This is a genomic window from Streptomyces sp. NPDC001348, assembly GCF_053597535.1.
On the sequence record NZ_JBSFIK010000013.1, the window covers coordinates 117278 to 135243 of the forward strand.

General features: G+C 72.5%; 12 protein-coding genes and 2 pseudogenes. 11 read left to right on the forward strand and 3 right to left on the reverse strand.

Annotated elements, in window-relative coordinates; all coding sequences use genetic code 11:
* Positions 1-189 precede the first annotated feature (189 nt).
* From ACWC21_RS16400 to ACWC21_RS16450, 11 genes and pseudogenes are all read left to right on the forward strand, one after another.
* Entirely contained in the window at positions 190-1467 is a 1278-nt protein-coding gene (locus ACWC21_RS16400) for an extracellular solute-binding protein (RefSeq protein WP_450882257.1), read from the forward strand.
* 1 nt (position 1468) lies between these two features.
* On the forward strand, positions 1469-2527 hold the full coding sequence (locus ACWC21_RS16405) for a carbohydrate ABC transporter permease (RefSeq protein ID WP_450882259.1): 1059 nt from the start codon (positions 1469-1471) through the stop codon (positions 2525-2527).
* Positions 2524-3357: a carbohydrate ABC transporter permease gene (locus tag ACWC21_RS16410; RefSeq protein ID WP_450882261.1), complete on the forward strand. Its 834-nt coding sequence runs from the start codon at positions 2524-2526 to the stop codon at positions 3355-3357. The genes ACWC21_RS16405 and ACWC21_RS16410 overlap by 4 nt, the downstream gene beginning before the upstream one ends.
* Before the next feature lie 407 nt (positions 3358-3764).
* Positions 3765-4646 (forward strand): annotated as a pseudogene (locus tag ACWC21_RS16415) (zinc-dependent alcohol dehydrogenase); the annotation flags it as partial.
* 41 nt (positions 4647-4687) lie between these two features.
* Positions 4688-5803, forward strand: coding sequence for an NAD(P) transhydrogenase subunit alpha (locus ACWC21_RS16420; RefSeq protein ID WP_450882263.1), 1116 nt, complete (start codon positions 4688-4690; stop codon positions 5801-5803).
* A complete protein-coding gene (locus ACWC21_RS16425) occupies positions 5800-6132 on the forward strand; it encodes an NAD(P) transhydrogenase subunit alpha (protein WP_450882265.1) in 333 nt (110 codons plus the stop codon). Before ACWC21_RS16420 ends, ACWC21_RS16425 begins: the two co-directional genes overlap by 4 nt.
* Before the next feature lie 5 nt (positions 6133-6137).
* Positions 6138-7556, forward strand: a complete 1419-nt coding sequence (locus ACWC21_RS16430; RefSeq protein ID WP_450882267.1) for an NAD(P)(+) transhydrogenase (Re/Si-specific) subunit beta — start codon at positions 6138-6140, stop codon at positions 7554-7556.
* A 222-nt stretch (positions 7557-7778) separates the two neighbouring features.
* A complete protein-coding gene (locus tag ACWC21_RS16435; RefSeq protein ID WP_450882269.1) occupies positions 7779-9350 on the forward strand; it encodes an oleate hydratase in 1572 nt (523 codons plus the stop codon).
* Between the two features lie 100 nt (positions 9351-9450).
* A pseudogene (locus ACWC21_RS16440) lies at positions 9451-9819 on the forward strand (SulP family inorganic anion transporter); the annotation flags it as partial.
* A 186-nt stretch (positions 9820-10005) separates the two neighbouring features.
* The gene (locus tag ACWC21_RS16445) at positions 10006-10596 is read left to right on the forward strand and encodes a hypothetical protein (protein WP_450882383.1); all 591 of its coding nucleotides are present in this window, start codon (positions 10006-10008) and stop codon (positions 10594-10596) included.
* Positions 10593-11249 (forward strand): vitamin K epoxide reductase family protein, encoded by a 657-nt coding sequence (locus ACWC21_RS16450; protein WP_450882271.1) that lies wholly within the window; start codon positions 10593-10595, stop codon positions 11247-11249. Before ACWC21_RS16445 ends, ACWC21_RS16450 begins: the two co-directional genes overlap by 4 nt.
* Positions 11250-11524: 275 nt before the next feature.
* Here the strand turns inward: ACWC21_RS16450 and ACWC21_RS16455 are convergent, their stop codons facing one another.
* From ACWC21_RS16455 to ACWC21_RS16465, 3 genes are read right to left on the reverse strand one after another with little or no spacing between them, the layout of a single operon-like run.
* Positions 11525-13243 carry a hypothetical protein gene (locus ACWC21_RS16455; protein ID WP_450882273.1) on the reverse strand — a complete coding sequence of 573 codons (1719 nt, stop codon included), beginning with the start codon at positions 13241-13243 and terminating at the stop codon, positions 11525-11527.
* Positions 13240-16767, reverse strand: a complete 3528-nt coding sequence (locus ACWC21_RS16460) for a vWA domain-containing protein (protein WP_450882275.1) — start codon at positions 16765-16767, stop codon at positions 13240-13242. The genes ACWC21_RS16455 and ACWC21_RS16460 overlap by 4 nt, the downstream gene beginning before the upstream one ends.
* A gap of 5 nt (positions 16768-16772) precedes the next feature.
* Positions 16773-17942: an AAA family ATPase gene (locus tag ACWC21_RS16465; RefSeq protein WP_450882277.1), complete on the reverse strand. Its 1170-nt coding sequence runs from the start codon at positions 17940-17942 to the stop codon at positions 16773-16775.
* Between the last annotated feature and the right edge of the window lie 24 nt (positions 17943-17966).

The following is a 17966-nucleotide window of genomic DNA, read 5'->3' on the forward strand; positions in this document are numbered from 1 at the left end:
AAGCGGATCAACGGTGCATTCCGCCGTCATGACGCGTCGGCGCCGTCCGAGAGGACCAGGTCAAAAGCCCCGGGTGGCTGAAGAGTTCCCACCACGCCGATGCTTTTCAGCCACCCGGTCTGCCACGTCCCCCCTCGTAGCCCACGACTCACAGGTCCTGTCGGACACGCCGAAAACTAGGAGAAGATCGTGGACGTTTCCCGCAGACGATTCCTTCAGGCCGCCGCACTGACGGCCGCCACGGCCGGCGTCACCGCGGCATGCGGTGGCCAATCCGGTTCGAGCGGCAGCAAGCACAGCAAGAACCTGACCCTCTGGTACTGGTCCGGCGGCCTGAGCGACAAGGTCGTCGCGGACGCCAAGAAGCACTTCTCCGGCGTCACCCTCAAGACCGCCGTGGTCGGCGGTGACTTCAAGACCAAGCTGCTCACCGGTCTGCGAGCAGCGCAGAGCGCCCCGGACATCACCGGCATCAAGGGCGAGGACATCGCCTCCTTCCTGCCCAACGCCGACCGCTTCATCGACCTCAAGACGGTCGGCGCGGACAAGCTGATGCCGCAGTACCTGTCATGGAAGCTGAAGCAGGCCACCACGCAGGACGGCAAGCTCATCGGCTTTCCCATCGACATCGGCCCCTGCGCCACCTTCTACCGCGAGGACCTGTTCGCGAAGGCCGGACTGCCCACCAGTCCGGCAAAGGTCTCCTCGGAGCTGTCCACCTGGGAGGACTACTTCAAGGCCGGCGTCGAACTGCACAAGGCCCTGCCCAAGACCTTCCTGGTCAACAACATCAGCTCGGTGTTCACGATGATCATCGGCCAGGGCACCAGGAGGTTCATCGACGAGAACAACAAGTTCATCGGCGACCAGGACCACATCCGCACCGCCTGGACCACCGCCGTGAAGCCCTACACCCTGGGCATCGACGCCAAGATCAACGACAACACCTGGAACGCGGCCATCAGCAACGGCGCCCTCGGCACCGAGACAGGCGCCGCGTGGCACGCCCTGGACATCAGCAACGCCGCCCCGCACACCAAGGGCAAATGGCGGGTGGCGACCCTCCCCGGCGGACCGTCCAACCTCGGCGGATCCTTCCTCGCCATCCCCGCGACCAGCGGCAACCCCGAAGAGGCATTCAAGATCATCGCCTGGATCCTCAATCCTGAGAACGAGGCCCGCGGCTTCACCGACGCGGCTCTCTTCCCGACCGCCCCGGCCGCGTACAAGCTGCCCGCGCTCACCGGCGGCGACCCCTTCTTCGGTGGCCAGAAGACCATCGAGATCTTCGGCCCGGCCGCGGAGAAGATCCCCGCCGCCTACGAAGCCCCGGCCGACGCGGCGGTCTCGGCCCCCTACTTCAGCGAGCTGACCACCATCGAGGCCAAGGGCAAGGACCCCGACCAGGCCTGGAAGGACGCGGTCAGCCAGGCCAAGCAGATCGCCCAGCGTCAGGGAGTGAAGTGACATGACGTCAAGCCCGGTAGCCGGCCCGGCCCACACCGGACCGTCCTCCGGATCCGGCACCGGACCCGCCGGCCGACCGGCTCCGGGCCGCCGCACGGGCGGCCCGGGCCGGCACGGGCGCCGGATCCGGCCGGTGTCGGCCGGGGCCCGGCGCGGGCCGCGGCGGCGCGTCGCCAGATTCTGGCCGCAGTACCTGGCGATCTCGCCCTACTACATCCTCTTCTCGGTCTTCATGCTCTTCCCGGTGATCTACACCGTGTACCTGGCGTTCCAGAAGTGGGACGGCATCGGGGCGATGCACTTCGTCGGGTTCCAGCAGTTCCGCTTCCTGTGGGACGACCCGGTGTTCTGGCTGTCCATCCGCAACACCCTGGTCATCTGGGTGCTCTCGACCGTGCCGATGCTTTTCATGGCGCTGGTGCTGGCGGTGCTGGTCAACTCCACCCGGAGGTTCACGGCCCTGTACCGGGTCGCCCTGTTCATCCCGAGCGTCACCTCGCTGGTGGCCATCGCGATCTTCTTCGGCGCGATCTTCAGCAACAACTTCGGTCTGATCAACGCCATATTGCGGGGCCTGCACCTGTCGGCCGTGCCCTGGATGAGCAACGAGTGGACGATCAAGCTGGTGATCGCGGCGCTGATGACCTGGCAGTGGACCGGTTACAACGCGATCATCTACCTCGCCGGCCTCCAGGCGATCCCCTCGGAGCTCTACGAGGCCGCCAAGATGGACGGCGCCGGCCCGGCGCGGACCTTCTTCTCCATCACGGTCCCGCTGCTGCGGCCCATCATCCTCTTCACCGTGGTGATCTCCACGGTCACCGGCCTGCAGAGCTTCACCGAACCACAGGTGCTGTTCGGCAGCGAGGCGGCGACCAATCCCAACTCCGGCGGGCCGGGCCAGGCCGGTCTGACCACGTTGCTGTACTTCTACCACCAGGCCTTCGACAACAACGACTTCGGGTACGGCGCAGCGATCGTCTGGGCCTTCTTCCTGCTCATCCTGCTCATCGTCCTCATCAACTGGCGCCTGGTGCAGCGTAAGGAGCGACGGCCATGAACGGCCTGTACCGCAAGCGTGTCCGGGGGCTGAGCGTCCATGCGCTGCTGATGCTCGGCGTGGCCATCTCGGTCTTCCCGTTCTACTGGATCGTCGTCATGGCGACGAACACCTCGCAGGACATCTACAGCTACCCGCCGAAACTGTGGTTCGGCGGCAACCTGATGACCAACCTGCGGCACCTGTTCGAAAAGATGGACTTCTTCGGGTCGCTGTTCAACACGGTGATCGTCGCGGTCTGTACGACGGCGCTGGTGCTGTTCTTCGACTCCCTGGCGGCCTTCGCCTTCGCCAAGTACGACTTCCCGGCCAAGAAGTTCCTGTTCGGCGTCCTGCTGTCGATGTACATCCTGCCGACCCAGCTGGCGATCATCCCGCAGTACGAGATCATGGCGCAGCTGGGCTGGCTGGGTACCCTGCAGGCGCTCATCGTGCCGGCCGCCGCGAACGCCTTCGGCATCTTCTGGATGCGCCAGTACACCAGCAGCAGCGTCCCCGACGAACTGCTGGACGCCGCCCGGATCGAGGGCGCCGGGTTCTTCCGCCTGTACTGGAACGTGGTGCTGCCGTGCGTCCGCCCGGCCCTGGCCTTCCTCGGGATCTACACGTTCATCGGCGCCTGGAACGACTACATCCTGCCGTTGGTGATGCTGGTCAACCCGGACCGTCTCACCCTCCAGGTGGCGCTGGCCCAGCTGTACGCCGGACACTCCACCGACTACAGCATGGTGATGTCCGGAGTGCTGCTGTCGGTGATCCCGCTGCTGCTGGTGTTCTCCTTCTTCGCCCGCGGCTTCATCGCCGACGCCACCAAGGGCGCCCTGCGCTGACGCGGCGCGACGCGGCCGGGCCCCGTGTGCCGAGCCTGATCGTCCCACGGCCAGGGACCTGCGGGGCCGCCTCCAGGGCCGGACGGCCCCTGCTGCAAGGCTCCCGGGGCGGGCCAGGCTGGTGGCGGTCGACATGCGCGCGGACGTCGGGGAGGTGCCATGGCAACCTCCGCCGGAGCTGTCACGACGCTGCGGACACCATCGCCCGGCCCGTCCGTCGACGAGTACCGGTACACGACCGGGCGCAGCGTGCGCAGCGCCCACGAGCGCTTCCTGACCTCGCACGAGGTTCCGCCGGGCGTACGGGACCTCGTGGCCGACTCGTGGCGGCGCTGCGCGACACTCGCCCTGTGCCCGGTCGGCGGCGGCCCGCCACCACTCGGTAGGACGGCCGAGGAGCTGGGCGCGCCCACGGCGACTGGCCGGTCAAGCCGCGGCCACCGTTCATCCCCGGCCACGAGGGCATCGGAACCGTCCAGGCCGTGGGCGACCGAGTGGCCCAGGACCTGGCCGGCGAGCGGGTCGCCGTCCCGTGGCTCGGCTCGTCCTGCGGCACCTGCCGCTACTGCGTCTCCGGCTGGGAGACCCTCTGTGAGAGCCAGGTCAACTCCGGCTACTCCGTGGATGGTTGCTACGCCGAGTACGCCACTGCGCACGCGGGAGCGGTCGTCCGGGTCCCCGAGGGCGTGTCGTCGTTCGACGCGGCACCGCTGACCTGCGCGGGCGTCACCACGTACAAGGCGATCAAGGTCGCACGGGTCAACCCGGCCGAACGCGTCGCCGTCTTCGGTATCGGCGGCCTCGGTCACCTGGCGCTGCAGTACGCGCGTCTGGTCGGCGGTTTCGTCACCGCCGTCGACCTCGAACCGGACAAGCTGGGCCTGGCCCACCGGCTGGGCGCCGACCACATCGTCAACGCCCGTACGCACGACCCGGTCGAGGAGATCAGGCAGGCGGGCGGAGCGGACGTCGCGGTCGTACTCGCCGCCACTCCCAGGGCGTTCGAGCAGGCGTACAAGTCCCTGAATCGGGGCGGGCGCCTGGTCATGGTCGCGCTGCCCGCCGACAACGCGGCGATCAACGTGCCGATCTTCGAGACCGTTCTCGGGGGGATCTCCGTCATCGGTTCCATCGTCGGCACCCGGCAGGACCTGTCCGAGGTTTTCGCCCTGCACGCCGCGGGACGCACCCGGGTCATTGCCGAACCCCGGCGGTTGGAGCAGGTCAACGAGTCCTTCGACGACGTGCTCGGCGGACGGGCCGAAGCCCGTCTCGTCTTCGAGCTCTGAGGCCGGCACGACCCCACAGGCCCAGGGAGAGGCAGCAGATCATGGGAATCCTCACGGTAGGAGCCGTACGGGAGCGGGCGCCCGGCGAACGCCGTGTCGCCCTCGTCCCCGAGGCCGTCACCCTCCTGCGCCGGGCCGGGCTCGACGTGCTGACCGAGACCGGCGCCGGATCCGGCGCCTGGTTCACGGACGCCGACTACCTCGCGGCCGGCGCGACCGTCGTACCGCCGGACACGCTCTACGCACAGGCCGACGCGGTGGTGTGTGTAGGACCGCCGGACGCGGAGACCGCACGGGCCCTGCGCACGGGACAGACCCTGATCGGTCTGCTCGAACCACTGCGCAACCCGGGCCTGGTCACGGAGCTGACCGCACGTGGCGTGCACACGGTGAGCCTCGATCTGCTGCCCCGTACCCTCAGCCGCGCCCAGTCCATGGACGCGCTGACCTCCCAGGCCAGTGTCGCCGGATACAAGGCGGCACTCCTCGCCGCCCACTCCTACGACCGGTTCTTCCCGATGCTGACCACCGCGGCGGGCACCATGCGCCCGGCGCAGGTCCTCGTCCTCGGCGCCGGAGTGGCCGGGCTGCAGGCCATCGCCACCGCCCGCCGCCTCGGGGCGGTCGTCACCGGGTACGACGTACGCCCGGCGTCACGAGGGGAGGTGGAGTCACTGGGCGCCCGGTTCCTCGACATCCAGAGCCCGCCGGAAGGAGGGCCGGGCACCGAAACCAGCGGCTACGCACGGGAGCTGACCGAACAGGAGCAGCGGGCCCAGCGGGAGGCACTGGACACGCACATCGCCCGCTCCGACATCGTGATCACCACGGCGCAGGTGCCGGGCCGCAAGCCACCGCTGCTGCTGACCGCGGCCGTGGTCGAGCGGATGAAGCCCGGCTCGGTCGTCGTCGACCTCGCCGCGAGCGAACTCGGCGGCAACGTCGAGGGCATCGAGCCCGACAAGACCACCGTCCTGGACAACGGCGTCACCCTCATCGGGGCCGGACGACTGCCGTCGGCGATGGCGACGGCCGCGTCCACCGCGTACGCCCGCAACCTCGTCGCCCTGCTGCGCCACCTGGTGCGCGACGGCGTCCTCGTCCTCGACCCGGCCGACGAGATCACGGCCGCCCTGACCGCAGGAGGCGCGTCATGAACAATCTGGATCTCCTCACCGCGATCACCGTCTTCGTACTGAGCGTGCTTGTCGGCATCGAGGTCATCAGCAAGGTCCCGGCGACCCTGCACACCCCGCTGATGTCCGGATCCAACTCGGTGCACGGCATCGTCGTCATCGGCGCGATGCTCGTCGCGGCCGGGTCGCACACCTGGCTGGGTTACGTCCTCGCCTTCGTGGCCATGGTGTTCGGCGCCATGAACGTGGTCGGCGGGTACGTCGTCACGGACCGGATGCTCCATATGTTCAAGGCCGGACCGGCCGCTGGGAAGAACGCCACCGAACAGCACGAGAAGGCGGAGGTGTGAGGGCCATGGACACCGTCTCGAGCGCCGTCCACTACGTGTTCCTGGCCGCGGCCGCCTGCTTTGTACTGGGCCTGCACCTGATGAACCACCCGCGCACGGCCCGTCGCGGCAACACGCTCTCCGCCGCAGCCATGGCCGCGGCGATCGGCGCCACCGTCTGGCTGGTGATCCGCCAGAACCTGATCGGCGCGGCCGGATGGCTCGTCCTGGTCACCGGTGGCTTGCTCGGCGCCGCGCTCGGCCTGTGGGGCGCGCGTACGATCAGGATGACGGCCATGCCCCAACTGGTCAGTCTCTTCAACGCCGTCGGTGGTGGCGCCGCCGCGCTCGTCGCGGTGGGTGACCTGCTGCAGACCGAGGATCCGGCAGCGCTGGGAGCACGGGTCTCCCTGCCGGGCGCGCTGGACATCGTCACCGGTGCGGTCACCTTCTCCGGATCGCTGATCGCGGCAGGCAAGCTGCAGGGTGTCGTGTCCGGTTCACCCGTGGTGTTCCCGGGTGTCAGGCTGCTCAATGCCGTCCTCCCGGCCTCCTTCCTGGCCGGCACGGTCTGGCTGGTGCTGGCGCCCGACAGCACGGCCGCGCTGTACGGGCTCGTGGCCGTGGCGCTGCTGTTCGGCGTGACCATGGTGCTGCCGATAGGCGGAGCCGACATGCCCGTGGTCATCGCCCTGCTGAACGCCTTCACCGGGTCGGCGGTCGCGATGGCCGGCTTCGTCCTCGACGAGACCGCCCTGATCATCGCGGGCATGCTGGTCAGCTCCTCGGGCGGTATCCTCACCAAGCTGATGGCCGACGCCATGAACAGGTCGGTCGCCAACATCGTCGTCGGGGGGTTCGGCACCGGAGACGGTGCCGCGGCGGCGACCGGCGCGGACGGTGCGCCCACTCAGGTGCGGTCGGTGTCCGCGGACGACGTGGCCGTCCAGCTTGCGTACGCCAACAAGGTGATCCTCGTCCCCGGGTACGGCCTCGCCGCCGCCCAGGCCCAGCACGAACTCGGCGCCCTGGCCCAGTTGCTCACCGACCACGGCGTGGACGTCAGCTACGCGGTCCATCCGGTCGCGGGCCGCATGCCGGGGCACATGAACGTGCTCCTCGCGGAGGCCGACGTGCCCTACACCCAGCTGAAGGAGTTGGAGGACGTCAACCCCGAGTTCCCGCAGGCCGACGTCGCCCTGGTGATCGGCGCCAACGACGTGACCAACCCGATGGCCCGCCGCTCCGGCAACGCCATCTCCGGGATGCCGATCCTGGACGTCGACAAGGCCAAGAGCATCGTCGTCATCAAGCGCTCGATGGGCCACGGTTACGCGGGCGTCGACAACGAGCTCTACACCGACCCGAAGACCGGCATGTTCTTCACCGACGCGAAGCAAGGACTGATCCGACTGAAGACGGCGGTGGGAGAGTTCGTCGGCTGACACGCACGGAGGACCGGCACACCCACGCGACCGCGCGGGTGTGCCGCCACGTCGACCACTACTGGGGCGATCACGCCCAGTGCGCCGGCCGAAGCGCCGGAGCACTGGGGCCGACCGGTCCCCGGCCAGTGCCCACAGGCCCACTGCCCCCCTCCCGCACCACGGGAGACAGTGACACCGACGCCCGGTCGACGGGTGAGCGGAAGTCACCAAGGAGCTGTGATGGCGAAGGCATATCTGGTGGGCAGCGGCATCGCGGCACTGTCCGCGGCGGCGTACCTGATCCGAGACGGCGGATTCGACGGAGCGGACATCGACCTCTTCGAGGAACAGCACCGGATCGGCGGCAGCCTGGACGCCGACGGTACACCGGACACCGGCTACTCCATGCGCGGCGGCCGGATGTTCGAGGCCGAGTTCCGCTGCACCTACGACTTGCTGTCCCAGATCCCCACCCTCTACGACCCGTCGGTGTCGGTCACGCAGGAGATTTTGGACGGACACGACACCTTCGCCTGGAACGACGTCTCCCGCCTCGTCGACGGGGAAGGGAAGATCGTCGACGTGACCTCGATGGGGTTCTCCGAGCGCGACCGGACGGACCTGCTGCGGTGCCTGGCCACCCCCGAGGGGCGACTGGACGGCAAGCGGATCACCGACTGCTTCACGGACCACTTCTTCACCACGAACTTCTGGTACATGTGGTGCACCACGTTCGCCTTCCAGCCCTGGCACAGCGCGATCGAGTTCCGCCGCTATCTCAAGCGGTTCATCCACCTCTTCCCGGAGTTCGCCGCCATGTCGGGGATCCACCGGACCCGCTACAACCAGTACGACTCCATCGTCCGCCCGCTGCGGGCCTGGCTCACCGAGCGCGGTGTGAGCATCCACACCGGCTGCCAGGTGCGGGACCTGGTGCTCGCGCCGGGGCCGCGTACGACGGTCGAGCGGATCCTGCTGTTCCGGGACGGGCACGACGACGCGATCCGGGTCGCCCCCGAGGACCTCGTCCTGGTGACCAACGGCTCGATGACGGACGCCTCCAGCCTCGGCTCGCACACCACGGCGCCCGACCCGCACACCGCGCGCCGTTCGGACGCCTGGCTGCTGTGGCACCGCCTCGCCCGGGGCCGGGACGACTTCGGCGACCCCACCGTCTTCGACAAGCACGTACCCGAGTCGAGGTGGGAGTCGTTCACCGTCACCGACCGGGACCCCGCGTTCATCGAGGCGATGGAGAAGTTCAGCGGGAGCGAGACGGGCCGGGGCGGGCTGATGACCTTCACCGCCTCCAACTGGCTGCTCACCATCGTGGTCAACCGCCAGCCCGTCTACCCCGACCAGCCCGAGGGCGTGTCGGTGTGGTGGGGCTACGGGCTCTTCCCCGACCGGCCCGGCAACCTCACCGGGAAGCCGATGACCGAGTGCTCCGGGCGGGAGATCCTCGAGGAGGTCCTGCACCACCTGCGGTTCGACGAGGACGTGACGGAGCGCGTCCTGGCCGGCTCGACCGTCGTGCCGTGCCTGATGCCGTACATCACCAGCCAGTTCCTGGTCCGCCGGCACGGCGACCGCCCGCAGGTCGTGCCCCCGGGGTCGGTGAACCTCGCGTTCATCGGGCAGTTCGCCGAGGTGCCCGACGACGTGGTCTTCACCGTCGAGTACTCCGTACGTACCGCGTGGACGGCGGTCGCCGAACTGCTCCACCTCGACCGGCGGCCGCCCGAGGTCCACAAAGGGCACCACGACCCGCACGTGCTGAAGGAGGCTCTCGCCACCATGCACCGTCATTGACGGGACGGACGTCAAAGCCGAGGCGGCGGCGGGACATCGCGCACCATGATCCCAGCCGCCCGGAGGGCGGGCGGCGCCGAGACGTGGCGGAAGGAACCCGATGGCACAGCAGAGGGGCGGGCAGGACCCGAGGTGGCGGCCGGCGCCGGGGATCGCCGCGGCGGCCGGCTACCGCCGCTCGTGGTTGCGCGGCGATCTGCTCGCCGCAGCGACGGTGGCCGCATACCTCGTGCCGCAGGTCATGGCATACGCGGATGTGGCCGGACTGCCGCCGGTCGCCGGGCTCTGGGCGATCCTGCCCGCCCGCGCCCTGTACGCGCTGCTGGGTTCCTCCCCGCTGCTGTCGGTCGGCCCGGAGTCGACGACCGCGCTGATGACGGCCACCGTCATCGGCCCGCTCGCCGGTCTTCCCGGCCCTACCGACCGCCGTGGCCGCCTATCGCCACTGGCTGCAGTCCCAGCAGTCACCGCCGTCCCGGAAGTCTCGATCGCCAGGGGCACCAACGGCCCTCCTCCCCGGGCCGTTCGGCCCTGTTGCGCTCCCCGCGTGACGACTTCACTGATCCCACGGTGCCGCTCGTGGGCCGTGGGACAGGGCCGCACGAAGACGGTCGGGAGTGCGAGAGCGCCGAACGGCGAGGAAGAGAGGCGGGAGTTGATCGTGGCGGTCGGACACGCGGACCTGACTCCGCAAGCGCTGAAGCTGGTGGAGGAAGAGCTGCGAGCAGCGCTGGAACGTCTCCCGGAGCCCGGCCCCGGACTGGTACGAGCGGGGGCCGGAGTGCCGGTGGCGTTCGGACGGGCGGTACGGGCCGAGGGGCGTCCGCTCGTCGTGGTGACCCCCACCCAGGGACTGGTTCCCGCCCTGCTGCCCCAGTGCGACCGGCCTGCGACCGGTGAGCTGCTGGCCCTCGCACAGCAGGTGCGCCTGCTGGCATACGACCCGGCGGACCGCAACGCGTGCGTCGACGCCGACGAGCGCATGCTCGGGGAATGCCGGCAACTGCTGGCCGTGTGGGACGGCTCCCCGTCCAACGGCCGTGACGCCACCGCCCATCTGGTGGCGTACGCCCGCGCCCGGGGCGTGCCGGTCGAGGTGCTGTGGCCGGAAGGGGCGGGACGCGAGGTGACACCCGGAGCACTGCGGCGGGGCGAAACACCGTGGCCACGCATCGTTCCCCGCCCGCGGCCCGCCGTGGACCCGCGACCCGTCAGGACCGCCGGCGAGGCGGAACAAGCGCGATGACCAGTTCCGTCACGACCAAGCACCACGTCGCGGACGAGAACGGGGGCGGCGCGCGACAGCGGGACATCACGCCTACGGGCGCCTCGCGCGCCTACGCCTGGCTTCTGATCGTCACCGGCGCCCTCGGTGTCCTCGCCTCCTTCGTGATCACCGTCGACAAGTTCGAACTGCTGCAGGACCCGCACTTCTCGCCCTCGTGCAACCTCAGCCCGGTGCTCTCCTGCACCAACGTGATGCGCAGTGCCCAGGCCTCCGTGTTCGGGTTCCCCAATCCACTGCTCGGGCTGCTCACCTACCCCGTGGTCGTCGCCGTCGGCTGCGCGCTGCTGGCCGGGGCCCGCTTCCGGCGCTGGTTCTGGCTCGGGTTGAACCTCGGCACCCTGCTGGGTACCGGCTTCTGCATGTGGCTGATGACCCAGGCACTGTACGAGATCGGCGCCTTGTGCCTGTGGTGCTCCCTGGCCTGGGCGGCGACCATCGCCATGTTCTGGTACACCACCGTGCACAACCTGCGACACGGCGTCATCCACGCGCCCCGGGAACTGGTCGCCGGTGTCCGGGAGTTCCACTGGGTGGTGCCGGTCACCTGGTACCTGAGCATCGTCATGCTCATCGCCACCCGCTGGTGGGACTACTGGCGGACACTGCTCTGAACCGGACGGTAGGGGTCGTCCGCTCCCCGGGGCAGCGTGCACGGCGCACCGCCCAGGCGGCGAACCCGGTCGGCGCGGCCCGCTCGACCGGCGGCCCGGCGGCCCGGCGGGCGAGTGACGGGTTGGCTGGACGGCGCACGGTCCGGCGGGCCGCCGGGCTTTGCCACCAGGCCGAGCCTCTCTGCGCACAGCACACGGTACCGATGCGGTCGCGGGTGCCGAGTCGTCGGTGCGGGGGAGCGGCGGCCCGTACCGTACGTGGTTCCCGGGCGACCTCACGCACCCCACGCCGCGGCGCACAACGCGCGGTCCACCTCCTCGGTGTAGAGCGCGGCGGCGAGCCAGGCGCGGGCGAAACGGTCCGTGTCGGCCGCCAGCAGGCGGCCGAAGGCATCGCGACCGCGGTCCGCGGCGGCGGACCGGAGCTCGTCGAGGAGGTCGCGCGCCGTCGCCAGGCCGTGGTCGCGCAACCGGCGGCCGTCACCGCCGCCCTCCCCGGGGAACGCCAGCACACGCCGGCCTCCCGAGGCGGCCTGGTGGAAGCGGCGGCGCAGCAGGTGCAGCGGGGCTTCGCCCGGGGCGGGCGCGGGGAGGCCGGCCGCCGGGGGTGCCCCGGTCGGCAGGTCGGCGTGCTGGAGGCGGTCGAGACCGAGGTCCACACGCGTCCCCGCAGCAGTGGGGTGTTCCGTGGCGAGCAGCAGGGCACGGGGCTGCGCGGCCGGGACGAGGCGGGCGACGATCCGCAGCCGGCTGCCCCGGGCGGCGGCCAGGAGACGGAGGTTGTCGCGGTCGGGGAGCGCGGGGTGGTCGTGGGCGGCGGCCAGCCGGAGCAGCCGTCCTTCGCAGTCGGCCAGCAGACAGTCGCCCGCCGCCTCGCGGACCGTGCCGGCGAGGGTGACATCGAGGAACAGCAGACCGTGGCCGCCCTCCAGGGCCCGCCGCACCTGGTCGCCGGCGGGTACGGCCCACAGCCGGTCGAGGGGCCCGCCGCTCCAGTCGGCGCCGGACGCGCGGACGGCCCGTACCCCCGCCCCCGCACCCAGTCGTCCCGTCGGCGACACCGTGGCACCGGACACCGCCAGCCCGGCCCGCGACAACTCGCGGTGGGTCAGGGCCGTGTCACCGATGCGCACCGCACGGTCCGCCGCGCCCACGGCCCGCCCGGCGCCGCCCGGGGCGACGTCGGAGACGGTGTGCAGCCGGCCGTCGGCGTCGGCGGTCCAGGTGACGGCGCCCGCGTAGCCGGTCGCCGTGAGGACGGGTTCGGAGAACAGGCCGTACAGGCGCAGTGATCCGTCGGGTGTGTACGGCTGCCGCACGGTGCCGCGCAGGGCCGCGAGTTCCGGGCCGGTGGCGGAGGGCAGCCGGTGCGCCACGGACAGCGTCTCGCCCAGGGCGGTCACGAGGTCGGCCAGACGGTACGCCGGATCCGCAGCGCGCGCCGCGCGCACCGCCGTGACCACGGAGACCGCCGAGGCGGCGGCCCGGGGCAGACCCGCCAGCCGCGCGGTGTGCGCCGCCCGCAGCAACTCCGCCTGGAGCACCGCACCCGCGCCGTCCGTGCCCGCGTCCAGCACGGCCGCCGCCGCTTCACGCACCGCCCGGGCGGCGGCGCACTGGTCGGCGGTGGCCGTCCCGGGCTCCGCGGGCGGCTCCTGCGGGGCGGGGGAGTCGGGCGCCGCCTCGGTGGGTTCGGACGGTCCTGGTTCGGCGACCGGCGCCGCCGAAGCGGCCGCCGCGCGGTGCAGGCAGGCGGGGGCGAGCAGGCATCCGCAGCGGATCGCGTCCGCGCTGCCCACCAGGCCACCGGGCGCGTGCAGTTCCAGGTCGGTGTCGTCGTCGACGGCGATGCGCACCAGGTCGCCGTCCACGACGACCGGCCGGTCGGCCAGCTTGGTGACGCCCGCGTCCAGCCGTTTGCGCAGCCGGGGCGACAGCGCCTCGACGAGTTCGGCGGTCACGGACGGGGCGACCGGAGGCAGGTCCGGGTTCATGCGATCTTCTCCCCTACCCAGCGGGCGAGTTCGAGCGGGCTGAGGGCCGCGACGGGCATCCCCGCGGCGACGAGCTGTCCCGCGACGCCGGTCGAGTACCGGGCCCGGCCCGTGTCGTCGAGGCTCGCGCAGCCCAGGACACGGCAGCCGGACCCGACCAGGGCACGGACCTCGGCGAGCAGCCCGCCGAGCGGGTAGCCCTCCTCGAAGTCGCTGACGACCACGACGAGGGTGCGGGACGGCACGGTCACCAGCTCGCGGGCGTGCCGCAGCCCCGCCGCGATGTGCGTGCCGCCGCCCACGCTGACCTCGAGCAGCAGCGACAGCGGGTCCTCGACATGGTCGGTGAGGTCGATGACTTCGGTGGAGAAGGCGAGGAAGTGCGTGGACAGGGTGGGCACCCCGGCCAGCACGGAGGCCGTGAGGGCGGCCCAGACCGTGGACGCCTCCATGGACCCCGACACGTCGGTGACCAGGATCAGCCGCCAGTCGGCGGCCCTGCGGGCACGGCTGCGGAAGACCGGCCGCTCGGGGACGACCTGGACCGTGCCGTCCGGTCCGCGCCGCGCGGTCGCCAGGTTGGCCCGCAGCGTGCGGGCCAGGTCGAGGCCACCGCCCGGGCGCCGGCCGGGGCGGGGCAGGGCCGTGCCGTGCAGTGCGGGACGCAGCCGGGTGGCCAGCTGCCGGGTCAGCGCGTCGACCAGACGCCGCACCAACGGCCGGAGCGCGGCCAACCGGGCCTCGGGAAGCCCGCCCGCGTGCCGCAGCACACTCCGCAGTAGGTCCACCGAGGGCCGTACGCTGTCCGGGTCGAGCTCGGCGAACACGTCCCGTCGGCCCGCCGCGGCGGCTGCCGCCAGCACTTCCTCGCGGATGCCCGGTCCGAACAAGGCCGCCAGCTCCTCCGACCACTCCCGCACTCCGGGGTACGGCGCCTCCCGCCCCCCGCTCCCGCCTGCTCCGGTGAGGTCGCCCCGGCTGCCCTCGCCGCGTCCGCTGCCGTACAACTCGTCCAGCGCGGTGGCCAGGCCGCCCGCCGACCGGGGCAGCAGGTCCCGCCTGCGGCCCAGCAGCAGACGCCAGCGGTCGACGGGGGCGAGCCGGTGGTCCCCGCCCGGGGCGCCCGGTGCGCCCGGTGCTCCGGATGTGGCGGTCCCCGCCGCGCCCCCAGCCGGACCGCGCCCCTCCTCGGCATGGGGCGGCGGAAGCAGCCCCAGCGTCCGCAGCACCTCGCGGGCCGCCAGGTCCGCGCGCGTCCAGGTGGCGAGGGCAGCCGGGTCGGCCTCACCGGTGTCCGCCACATGGCTGCTGTCCAGGCGCTCCTCCACACCGGTGAGAAGCCGGTCCCGGGCGGCCGGACTCAACGTGTCGAAGCCTCCCCGCAGTGCGGGCAGCCGGTCCAGGAAATCCTGGTCGGACAGCTCCCACACCCGGGCGAGCAGGGGCTCCAGTGCGGGCGGCGCAGCCTCCAGGAGCTGGCCGGCGGCGGTCAGCAGCCCGGTGAGCCGGGCGGTCAGCGCGGACCGGGACCCCGGATCGCAGGCGGTGTCCACCCAGGAGGCCACGCGCCCGCCGAGCGCCTCCGCGTCCTCGTGCCCGAGCAGCACCCGTACGGCCCCGGCGGCACCGCGCATCAGCGGGGAACCGTCCGCGGCCAGCCGGGCGAGGGCGTCGGCGAGCCGGATGCCGCCCAGCCGGTCGGCGCGCTGGGCGAGGGCCAGCAGGGCGCGGGCGTCGGCGGGATCCTCCGAGCCGGTGAGCCCGTCCACCTGGCGCACCGCTGCGGCGGTGAGCGCCTCGGCCACGGCCGCGGCCCGGGCCGTACGCTCCTCGTCGGCGCGGAGCCCGGCGAGGAGCCCGGACCGCAGCCGGTCCAGCAGGGCGAGCCCCGCGAGGAGTTCGGGCAGCGTCCCGGCCTGCGGCAGCACCTCGGCGGTGTCCGCGAGCCGCTCGTCCGCGAGGTCCGGCAGCCCGCACTCCGCCGCCTGCCCGAGACCGCGCAGGGCCTGGGCGGCGGTGGGCCCGCCCTCGTGCCGCTCCGCGCGCCGCCGCTCACGCAGCAGGCCCTCCGCGGCCTGGGCGGGGGTGACCCCGCGCACCCCCGCCGTGGCCAGCATGGCCGCGGCGGCGGGCGTCCAGCGCACCTCCCAGCGGGAGGTGAGCGCCTCCGCGCCGCCCGCGCCGACGACCTCCTTCGCCTCCGCGTACGGCACACCGCACACCGCCAGCCGCCGCAGCAGGAGTTCGCGCCGGCGGTCCAGGTCGGAGCGAAGCGGGTCGAGGCGCAGGTCCCGGGCCTCGCCGTACGCCCCGTCCCACGGTCCGGGCAGCCCCAGTGCGGACAGCTCGGCCTCCACGGCGGGGGCGAGGCCACAACGCGGTGCGCCGGGGGCGGGGCGTCCGCCGCGCGTACCCACGAGCACCTGCTCCATCGCCCGGGCGACGGCCCGTCCCCGGCCGTACGGCTCGCCCTGCGCCAGCACCGTCTGCACCGCCTCGACCAGCTCGCCCCGGCCCGCCGCGGGCAGGCCGCGCAGCCGCGCGAGGTCTCCGGCGAGCCGGCTGATCTCCCGCGCGTCGGCGGGCCCCGACGGATGACCGAGCGCACGCAGCGATGCGCACACCCGGACGGCCGCCCGGGTCAGTGCGTGCTCCAACGCGGCCGGATCACCCGCCGCCTCGAGGACCAGATGCTGCCACTCCGGGTCACGGATGCCCGCGGGATAACCGGAGCGTTCGTCCAGCAACGCGTAGGTGTACGGGATGAGCGAGGTGGTCCATCCGGGGCCGTCACCGGTCCCGGCCGGGACGGCGGGGCCCCGCCCGGCACCCTCGGGCGAGGACAGCAACGCCGGTGCGTGGAAGGCACCGACGACGGCGGCCGCCCGCTCGCCGCCCGCCGTCGCGTCGGCCAGACGGCTCCGCATCCACTGCTCACGCCGCAGGTCCACCTCGGGCACCCCGCCCGACCCCGCCGCGTCCTCGCGCAGCGCCCACCCCGCGAGCAGCGCGGCCCGGCGCACCGCCTCGGGCGGCGAGCCCGGCGCGGTGGCCTCGACGAGACGGTCCCACAGGTCGTCGCCGGGGCGGCCGGTCAGCCGGGACCGCAGCGCGCCGGTGAGGCCCGGCCCGGCGGCCTGCCCCCGCTCAGGCGGTTCCGCACCCCACGCCCGGTCGGCCAGCGGCAGATCGCAGGCGACGACCGGGACCTCGTGCCGGGCCGCCCAGCGGACGGCGACCAGTTCCGGGGAGAAGTCGGCGAAGGGGTAGAACGCCGGACCGCTGCCCGAGCCGCCGGGCGCGGCGGCGAGCGCGACCGGGGCCAGCGTCTCCGCGTGGGCGAGCCAGGGCAGCCACTCCTGCAGCTCGGCGGGGAGTTCGACGAGCAGCACGTCCGGCTTCGCCGCGTCCAGCAACGCGGGCACGACCGCGGCCAGTGAGGGCGCGTGATGCCGTACGCCGATGAGGTAGGGCGCCGCCGGATCGGTGAGGGCCGTGACGGCCTCGTCGGGGGAGAGGGGCACGGCCGTCAGCCCTCCAGGACGGTGCGCAGGTCCCACAGCGTCCGCCAGGTGGCGGACCCCTGCTCGGCGCGGCGCCGCACGGGGCCGTCCCAGTAGCCGCGCAGCCGGGCCGCGTCGGCCGGGTCGTCCTTGCGGACCACGCCGAGCAGGTGGCCGGGCAGCAGCCCGAGCACGTCGCGGTCCCCGGGGAAGTAGGCCGCGGCCAGTCCCAGCGCGCCCGCCACGGAGACCGCTTCGGCCGTGCTCATCACCGTGGAGGGCCGCTCCACCTCCCAGCCCTCCGCCGACCGGCCCCCGCGCAGATCGCGGAAGGCGGTGACGAGGACCTCCAGGACGGCGTCGTCCACCTGGAACGGCGCCCCGGCCCGCTCGACGGCGGCCCGCGCCTGGCTTCGCACCAGCGCGGTCTCCGCGTCGAGGTCCGGAATCGGGCCGACGGTCTCGAAGTTGAAGCGCCGCTTGAGCGCGGCGGACATCTCGGAGACGCCCTTGTCCCGCAGGTTGGCGGTGGCGATCAGGTTGAACCCCGGCGCGGCGTGCGCCAGCGCGTCCTCGGTGCCCGCCAGCTCCGGGACCGCGATACGCCGTTCGGAGAGCAACGACACCAGCGAGTCCTGTACTTCGGGCAGGCAGCGGGTGACCTCCTCGACCCGTGCGAGGGCGCCCCGGCGCATCGCGGCGAGCACGGGCGAGGGCACGAGCGCCTCCCGGCTGGGCCCCTTGGCGAGCAGCAGGGCGTAGTTCCAGCCGTACTTGAGCTGGTCCTCGGTCGTGCCCGCGGTGCCCTGCACGACCAGACCGCTGGTGCCGCACACGGCGGCGGACAACAGCTCGGACAGCATGGACTTGGCGGTGCCCGGCTCGCCGACGAGCAGCAGACCGCGCTCACCGGCAAGTGTGACCACACACCGTTCGACCAGCGCCCGGTCGCCGACGAACTTGCCCTCCACCACCAGCCGGCGTGGCACGGCCGCCGGTACCTCCGCGCCGTCGGGCAGCCGCAGCGCCCGGCCGTCGCTGCCCATGACGAACGTGACGACGGCACGGGGGGTGAGTCGCCAGGCGGGCGGACGCGGCCCGTCGTCGTACGCGGCGAGGAAGGCCAGTTCGGTGGCGAAGCGGTCCTCGGGCGGGACGATCTGCCGGGTGGTGTCGGGCGCGAGGGTGGTGGTCATCGGCGGCGGTCCTTCGGGGCACTG

What these genes read in the sequence shown, in the direction of transcription:
- ACWC21_RS16405 (WP_450882259.1), top strand. Translation starts at nt 1,469, where the DNA reads ATGACGTCAAGCCCGGTAGCCGGCCCGGCCCACACCGGACCGTCCTCC.
- ACWC21_RS16410 (WP_450882261.1), top strand. Translation starts at nt 2,524, where the DNA reads ATGAACGGCCTGTACCGCAAGCGTGTCCGGGGGCTGAGCGTCCATGCG.
- ACWC21_RS16420 (WP_450882263.1), top strand. Translation starts at nt 4,688, where the DNA reads ATGGGAATCCTCACGGTAGGAGCCGTACGGGAGCGGGCGCCCGGCGAA.
- ACWC21_RS16425 (WP_450882265.1), top strand. Translation starts at nt 5,800, where the DNA reads ATGAACAATCTGGATCTCCTCACCGCGATCACCGTCTTCGTACTGAGC.
- ACWC21_RS16430 (WP_450882267.1), top strand. Translation starts at nt 6,138, where the DNA reads ATGGACACCGTCTCGAGCGCCGTCCACTACGTGTTCCTGGCCGCGGCC.
- ACWC21_RS16435 (WP_450882269.1), top strand. Translation starts at nt 7,779, where the DNA reads ATGGCGAAGGCATATCTGGTGGGCAGCGGCATCGCGGCACTGTCCGCG.
- ACWC21_RS16450 (WP_450882271.1), top strand. Translation starts at nt 10,593, where the DNA reads ATGACCAGTTCCGTCACGACCAAGCACCACGTCGCGGACGAGAACGGG.
- ACWC21_RS16455 (WP_450882273.1), bottom strand. Translation starts at nt 13,243, where the DNA reads ATGAACCCGGACCTGCCTCCGGTCGCCCCGTCCGTGACCGCCGAACTC.
- ACWC21_RS16465 (WP_450882277.1), bottom strand. Translation starts at nt 17,942, where the DNA reads ATGACCACCACCCTCGCGCCCGACACCACCCGGCAGATCGTCCCGCCC.